The sequence below is a fragment of the Kitasatospora sp. NPDC059462 genome, assembly GCF_042749955.1.
Lineage (GTDB): Bacteria > Actinomycetota > Actinomycetes > Streptomycetales > Streptomycetaceae > Kitasatospora.
Genome location: NZ_JBHYUU010000302.1, coordinates 1 through 6173 on the forward strand (window position 1 = coordinate 1; position 6173 = coordinate 6173).

Here is a 6173-nt window from a genome sequence, read left to right on the forward strand (position 1 = left end):
CGCCACCGCAGCGCCCCGGCCGGCCTCCTGACCGGCCCTCAGCCGGGCTGGAAGAACGCGAGCATGGTCCGCGCGGCGTCCGGGGAGGCCAGGATCTCCTGGACGCGCGCGGACTGCCGGGCCGCGGCGCCGGTGCGCTCGAACATCTCCCGCTCGTACTCCGCGACGGCGGCGGTGGCGTCCTCGCGGTGCGCGGCCAGGGCGAGGCCGAGCAGCGCGCCGTCCAGCAGCGCCATGTTGGCGCCCTGCCCCACCGGCGGCATCAGGTGCGCGGCATCGCCGAGCAGCGTGACGCCGGGCGTCGACGGCCAGGTCAGGCCGACCGGGAGCGTGCTGATCGGCCGGGGCAGCACCGTGTCGTCACAGGCCCCGATCAGCGCGGCGACCTCGGCCTCCCAGCCGTCGAACAGGCCGGCCAGCCGGGCCCGGGCGGCGGCCGGGTCGTCGAACGGGATCCCGCTGGTGGCGAGCCAGTCCTCGGCGGTGTCGTAGAAGCTGAGGTAGACGCGCACCCGGCCGTCGCCGTTGCGCTGCGCCGCCAGGGACTGCCCGTTGCCGAGCACCCAGTAGTTGCCGCGCCCGACCAGCGCGGCGAGGTCGGGACGGGTGCGGTCGACGTCCGGGATGCCGAGTTCGACGACGCTCTGGCCGGTGTGCGCCGGCCGGGCATCGGTGAGCAGCGGGCGGATCCGGGAGTCCGCGCCGTCCGCGCCGACCAGCAGGTCGTAGGCGGCGGTGCCGCCGTCGGCGAACCGCAGCACGCCGTCGCCGGCGGATTCGACGGCGTGCCCCCAGCGCACCGTGCGGTCGGGCAGCGCGTCCAGCAGGAGGGCGCGCAGATCGGCGCGGTCGACCTCCGGCCGGTCGAGCGGCGCGTCGTCGGGCGTGTCCTCCCGCAGCAGCAGGGTGCCGTCCGGTTCGAGGAGCCGCAGGTCCTGGCCCGCGCGGCGGGCGATCGCCCGGAACCCGTCGGTCAGCCCGGCCGTGCGCAGCGCCCGCTGCCCGGTCTCCGCGTGCAGGTCGAGCATGCCGCCCTGGCCGCGCGCGTCGCGCGCGGCCTCGCGCTCGTACACCACGGCGTCGATGCCGTTCAGGTGCAGCACCCGGGCGAGGAGCAGGCCCCCCGGGCCGGCTCCGACGATGGCGATGGTCACGATGGCCCCCCGGTTCTCGGTTGTCCCCGTGACGATACTCCGGCGATTCGTCACCGGCCCGCCGCGCCCGGCGGCCGGGCCGGTGGAGGATGGGCCGGGAACGGCCCGGCGGCCCCGCCCGCCGGGTACCGATCCGCCCCGTGGCCGACCGCACCGAGGAGAACCGCCATGACCGTCCGCCGGATGGACAACGTGCTCATCGTCGTCGAGGACCTGGACGCGGTCGTCGCGTTCTTCACCGAACTCGGCCTGGAGCCGGAGGGCCGCTTCCCGGTCGAGGGCCGCTGGGTGGAGCGGATCATCGGCCTGGAGGGCGTCCGGCAGGACGTCGCCATGCTGCGCACCCCGGACGGCCACGGCCGGATCGAACTGGCCTCGTTCCACGCGCCGCGGGCGGTCAGCCCCGAGCCGCGGCGGGCGCCGGCCAACACCCTGGGCATCCGCCGGATCATGTTCGCCGTCGACGACATCGACGAGGTGGTCGCGCGCCTGCTCGCCCACGGCGCCGAACTCGTCGGCGAGATCGTGCGCTTCGAGGACGTCTACCGGCTCTGCTACGTCCGCGGCCCCGAGGACATCGTCGTCGGGCTCGCCGAGGAGCTCGGCTGACGCCCCGTCCGGCGGGCGGCACCGGCGCGCGGGCCGTCAGGGCAGCAGGAGGGCCGCGAGTTCGTCGAGCAGTTCGGTGACCCGGCGGGCCCGCTCCGGGTCCGGGACGGCCTTCGCGATCAGTGGCTCGGCGGGCCGGGCGACGTGCTCGCGGATGGCGCGCCGGGCCACCTCGGAGACGGTCAGCAGGGTGCGCCGCCCGTCGCGCGGGTCGGCGGCGGCGTCCAGCAGCCCGCGTTCGCGCAGCCGGGCGACGGACACCGAGACATGGCTCTGCGCGAAGCCGGTGCGCACCTGGATGTCCCGGGCGGAGGTCGCGGGATGGCGGTACACGTCGGCGACCACGGCGATCTCGCCGGGGGTGAGGTGCTCGGAGGCCGGGTCGATGATCATCTCGCGGCCGAGTTCGGTCAACCGCTTGCCGAGCCTGAGGAGTTGCACGCCGTCCATGCCGAAAGAATACATCTTCACAGATGCATCGGCAGCGATGTAGATTGCCGGCCATGACGACCCCCGAAGCACTGAGCCCGGTGTCCCGCACCGCCCTGTCCGTCGCGATGGTGCGGGCCTACGAGAGCTCCCGACCCGACCCGCTGTTCGTCGACCCGTACGCCGCCGCGTTCGCCGCCGCCGCCGGGGTGGCGCTGCCCGCCGCCGGTCCGGACAGCGGCCTCGCCCGGGCCCTGGTCGCGCACGGCATCCTGCGCACCCGCTTCTACGACGACCGCCTGCTCGCCGCCGGCGCCGACCAGGTGGTGCTGCTCGCCGCGGGCCTCGACACCCGGGCGCACCGGCTGGACTGGCCGGCCGGCACCCGGGTGTTCGAACTCGACCTGGGCCCGGTGCTGGCCTTCAAGGAGCGGGTCCTCGACGGCCTGGGCGCCGAGCCGAGGACGGCGCGCACCGTACTGCCGGCCGACCTGCTGGAGCCGCACTGGCCCGCCCGGCTGGTCGACGCCGGTTTCGACCCGGGGCGCCCCTCGGCCTGGCTGGCCGAAGGGCTGCTGGTCTACCTCACCCCCGAGCAGGCGGCGGCCCTGCTCACCGCGGTCGCCGCGCTGGCCGCCCCGGGCAGCCGGCTGCTGCTGGAACAGGGCCGGGACGTGACCGCCACACCGCACGACCCGGCCCTCGCCCACCTCACCGGCCTGTGGCGCGGCGGCCTCGGCCCCGGCACCCGGGACTGGCTCGACGGGCACGGCTGGACCACCGGGCTCACCACCCTGGAGCGGCTCGCGGAACGCCACGCCCGCCCGCTGCCCGGCCCCTCCGCCGCCGGCTTCGTCGAGGCGCTCCGGCGCCCCCGGGGGGAGGACTCCTGAGGCACCGTTGCCCGCCGGCTCAGGCCGCGACCGCCTCCACCACCGACAGCACGGTCGGCGTGGGGAGCACCCGTGACAGCCGCAGCCCGGCCCGGGCGAAGAGCTCCGCGAAGTCCGCCTCGGTGCGCTCACGGCCGGTGAGAGAGGCCATCATCATCAGGTCCAGGGCCTTGGACTGGTGCGGCGCGTTGCCCGGCGGGACCACGGCGTCCACCACCAGGACCCGTCCGCCCGGACGCAGGGCGCGGCGGCAGTGGCCGAGCAGGGTCACGCAGTCCTCGTCCGTCCAGTCGTGCGTGATCCGCTTCAGCAGGTGGACGTCACCGGCGGGCACGGCGGTGAAGAAGTCGCCCTCCTGCGGCGTCCAGCGGCCGGCGAGCTCCGGGTGCGCCTCCAGCCGGTTGCCGGCGAGGACGTGGGAGCGGTCGTGGAGGACGCCGCGCAGGCCGGGGTTGCGGCGCAGCACCTCCAGCAGCAGACCGCCGTGCCCGCCGCCGATGTCCACCACCGTGCCGCTCTCCGGGAAGTCGTAGGCGGCGGCGATCGGCGCGTTCTCCTGGTCGGACATCGCCGCCATGCCGACGTGGAAGACCGCGGCGGTGCGCGCGTCCTTGGCGAAGTGGTCGAAGAACGGCACGCCGAAGATGTTCTCGAACGCCGTGGTGCCCTCGGTCAGACAGTGCGTCAGCTCCCCGGCCGGCCGCCACATGGTGCGGTCGGTGAGCATCTGGACGGCCGAGCGCACCGAGTACGGGACGTCACCGCGCAGGGCCTGGCCGGCCGCGGTCAGCGCGAAGCGGCCCTGCTCGTCCTCCGTCACCACGCCCCGGGTGGCGAGCAGGCGCAGCACCCGGTGCAGATTGCGGGCGTCGGTACCGGTCGCGACGGCGAGTTCTGCGGGGGCGGCGGGGCCGTCCGCCAGGTGGTCGGCCACCCCGATGTCGGCGGCGGCGCGCAGGGCGGCGGGGAAGAGGAAGCCGAGCGCCTCGTCGACCAGGAAGGCCGCGGACCGCCGAAGGCCCTCCGGGTCGTCCACGGTCCCCGTCCGCTCGCCGGTGGTCCGGTCCTCGTCCTGACTCATGTCGTCCTCCTCCTCGCGGGCCGTCCGTCCGCCCGGGAGGCTGCCCACCGGACACCGCCCCGAAGCCCGGCGCGCCGCGATCCCGCCCCATCGGGTGGCGCGGGCGCGGCCCCGCTCGACGCGCGGGGCCGCCCGTCGGCGCCGCGGGCGAACGGCGCGGCCACCTCCGGGGGCCGGGCCCGGATTCGAGGGGGGTCGAAGGGCTTTGCCGGAGCGGGCCGCGCGCGGCGAGGCTGGATCCGCCGGCCGAGACCGGCCCCAGTGAGCCGTCCCACCCGCGACCGAGGAGTTCCCATGACCCGTACGTCCGCCGTCCGTCTGCGCGTCGCCGCCGCGGCCCTCGCCGCCACCGCCGGTCTGCTCGGGGGCGCCGCCACCGCCCAGGCCGCCCCGGCCGCGGCCGGAGCCGCCGCCGGCCCGAGCCGGTCCGTCGAGGCCACCGAAACCGCGCAGTTCACCGCCAGCAGCGCCGGGGGTTCGCAGGAGACGGCCGTCAACGGCGCGGTCAACATGGCGTACCTCTACGCCCAGGGGGCCGGCTGGCAGCGCAGCCAGTGTTACGTCCTCGGCTTCGACGTCCGCTCGGCCGGCATCGGCTGGTACTCCGCGAGGGCCACCGTGCTCTGCATGCGCTGAACCACCGCCGGGAACCCCGCCGAGGCGCACCCGCGCACCTCGGCGGGCGCCCCCGCACCGGCGCCCGGCGCGCGGACCTGAAGGGGTCTCGGGGATCCCCGCGCGGTGGCGCCCTCAGCCGTCCGTTCCGGCTCCGTCCCGGGACTCCCCGCCGGGCGTCGGGTGGTCGAGCAGCCCGAGGGCGTCCAGCAGCAGCCGGCAGTCCTCGGCGTCGTGCGCCCGCGCCGCCACCGCCCGCCGCGCCCGGGCCCGGACCTCGGGCGGTCCCGGATCGCCCGGGGGTGCGAACAGGTCGCCCATCGTCTGCAGTTCACGGTTGGGCCGCGTCGTCGCCGCCACTTTCGCCTCCCGTCCGGATGCGTCGGCCGTCCAGCGTACTGCGCCCGCCCGCCCACCGGGAAAGCCGTCCCCCGGTCGACCGGGGGGCATCGCCCCGGCGATCCGGGGTACGCGCAGCGGCGGCCCCCGACAACGGTGGGCCGGACGCGATGACGGAGGGAATCATGGGCCTGGGCGGCTGCATCATCCTGTTGGCGGTGGGGGCGGTCCTCGCGTTCGGCGTGGACTGGCACCTCTCCGGCGTCAATCTGACCGTGGTCGGCGTCGTTCTGATGGCGGCCGGCCTCATCGGCGTCGTGGCGTACGCGAAGGTCCTGGGCCGGCGGCGCTACCTGAGCGGCCGTGCGGTGGACGAGGTGGTCGTCGAGGAACGCCACCGGGACGGCCTCTGACCCGGGCTCAGGTGGGACCGGCCGGTCCCGCCCGCCCGCCGGACGCGCCCCTCCACCGGCTCGCCCGGCGCCACGGCGGGGCGGACCCGGACCCCTGGAACGTCCCGCCGGACCGTTCCAGGGGCGTGCGAAACCGCAGGTCAGAGGGGGTGGAATCGTTCCAGCGTGCCGGATCCGGGGGAGGGGCTGGCGGGCGGGACGGACGGCGGGGCAGAGTGCTGCCGGGCGGAGCGCCGACCGTGGCGCCGACCGCCCCTCCACCGCACTCCTTCGCTCCTCCGGGGATCCGCCATGTCCATCCGCCGTGCCCTCTTCGTTCCCGCCGCGCTCGCCGGTGCCGCCCTCGTCCTGACCGCCTGCGGGCCGGACGGGCCGACCGACGGGCGCCGGCCGGCGAAGTCCGCCTCGGCGTCCGACCCGCAGGCCGCCGCCCCGGACCCGGCGGGCCCCAACCCGGCGGGCCAGAACCCGGCGGCGTCGGCCCCGGCGGCCCCTGCGGCGTCGGCCCCGGTCGCCCCGAAGACCGCCGCCCCGACGACCGGCCCGGCCGCCCCGGTCCCGGCCGCCTCCGCCGCCGCGCCGGGGGCCGGCACGGCGGCGGCGAGCGGGTGGGCCCCGCGCGGCGGAGGACGTGTGGACG

General features: G+C 76.8%; 8 protein-coding genes and 1 pseudogene. 5 read left to right on the top strand and 4 right to left on the bottom strand.

The features are described 5' to 3' along the window. Positions 1-38: 38 nt before the first annotated feature. Positions 39-1154 carry an FAD-dependent oxidoreductase gene (locus ACFXAM_RS37255; protein ID WP_380298200.1) on the bottom strand — a complete coding sequence of 372 codons (1116 nt, stop codon included), beginning with the start codon at positions 1152-1154 and terminating at the stop codon, positions 39-41. Between the two features lie 168 nt (positions 1155-1322). Here ACFXAM_RS37255 and ACFXAM_RS37260 point away from each other — a divergent pair, with 168 nt between their 5' ends. After that, positions 1323-1763, top strand: coding sequence for a VOC family protein (locus ACFXAM_RS37260; protein ID WP_380298201.1), 441 nt, complete (start codon positions 1323-1325; stop codon positions 1761-1763). A 36-nt stretch (positions 1764-1799) separates the two neighbouring features. On the opposite strand, the gene ACFXAM_RS37265 is transcribed toward ACFXAM_RS37260, so the two are convergent. Next, entirely contained in the window at positions 1800-2213 is a 414-nt protein-coding gene (locus tag ACFXAM_RS37265) for a MarR family winged helix-turn-helix transcriptional regulator (RefSeq protein ID WP_380298202.1), read from the bottom strand. Positions 2214-2266: 53 nt separating this feature from the next. Between ACFXAM_RS37265 and ACFXAM_RS37270 the strand changes: the two genes are divergently transcribed. Next, complete coding sequence (locus tag ACFXAM_RS37270; protein ID WP_380298204.1) at positions 2267-3085, top strand: SAM-dependent methyltransferase; 819 nt, start codon at positions 2267-2269, stop codon at positions 3083-3085. A 19-nt stretch (positions 3086-3104) separates the two neighbouring features. Here ACFXAM_RS37270 and ACFXAM_RS37275 read toward each other — a convergent pair whose 3' ends face one another. Then, positions 3105-4166, bottom strand: coding sequence for a methyltransferase (locus ACFXAM_RS37275; protein WP_380298206.1), 1062 nt, complete (start codon positions 4164-4166; stop codon positions 3105-3107). 294 nt (positions 4167-4460) lie between these two features. On the opposite strand from ACFXAM_RS37275, the gene ACFXAM_RS37280 reads away from it, so the two are divergent. Then, positions 4461-4802 carry a hypothetical protein gene (locus tag ACFXAM_RS37280; protein WP_380298207.1) on the top strand — a complete coding sequence of 114 codons (342 nt, stop codon included), beginning with the start codon at positions 4461-4463 and terminating at the stop codon, positions 4800-4802. 114 nt (positions 4803-4916) lie between these two features. On the opposite strand, the gene ACFXAM_RS37285 is transcribed toward ACFXAM_RS37280, so the two are convergent. After that, positions 4917-5141, bottom strand: a complete 225-nt coding sequence (locus tag ACFXAM_RS37285) for a hypothetical protein (protein WP_380298209.1) — start codon at positions 5139-5141, stop codon at positions 4917-4919. A 164-nt stretch (positions 5142-5305) separates the two neighbouring features. On the opposite strand from ACFXAM_RS37285, the gene ACFXAM_RS37290 reads away from it, so the two are divergent. Next, entirely contained in the window at positions 5306-5533 is a 228-nt protein-coding gene (locus ACFXAM_RS37290; RefSeq protein WP_380298211.1) for a DUF6458 family protein, read from the top strand. A 291-nt stretch (positions 5534-5824) separates the two neighbouring features. Next, positions 5825-6173: pseudogene (locus ACFXAM_RS37295) on the top strand (hypothetical protein); the annotation flags it as partial.

Bases quoted from the DNA above. Each gene is read 5' to 3' on its own strand.
- ACFXAM_RS37260 (WP_380298201.1), top strand. From the start codon at position 1,323: ATGACCGTCCGCCGGATGGACAACGTGCTCATCGTCGTCGAGGACCTG.
- ACFXAM_RS37265 (WP_380298202.1), bottom strand. From the start codon at position 2,213: ATGGACGGCGTGCAACTCCTCAGGCTCGGCAAGCGGTTGACCGAACTC.
- ACFXAM_RS37270 (WP_380298204.1), top strand. From the start codon at position 2,267: ATGACGACCCCCGAAGCACTGAGCCCGGTGTCCCGCACCGCCCTGTCC.
- ACFXAM_RS37275 (WP_380298206.1), bottom strand. From the start codon at position 4,166: ATGAGTCAGGACGAGGACCGGACCACCGGCGAGCGGACGGGGACCGTG.
- ACFXAM_RS37280 (WP_380298207.1), top strand. From the start codon at position 4,461: ATGACCCGTACGTCCGCCGTCCGTCTGCGCGTCGCCGCCGCGGCCCTC.
- ACFXAM_RS37290 (WP_380298211.1), top strand. From the start codon at position 5,306: ATGGGCCTGGGCGGCTGCATCATCCTGTTGGCGGTGGGGGCGGTCCTC.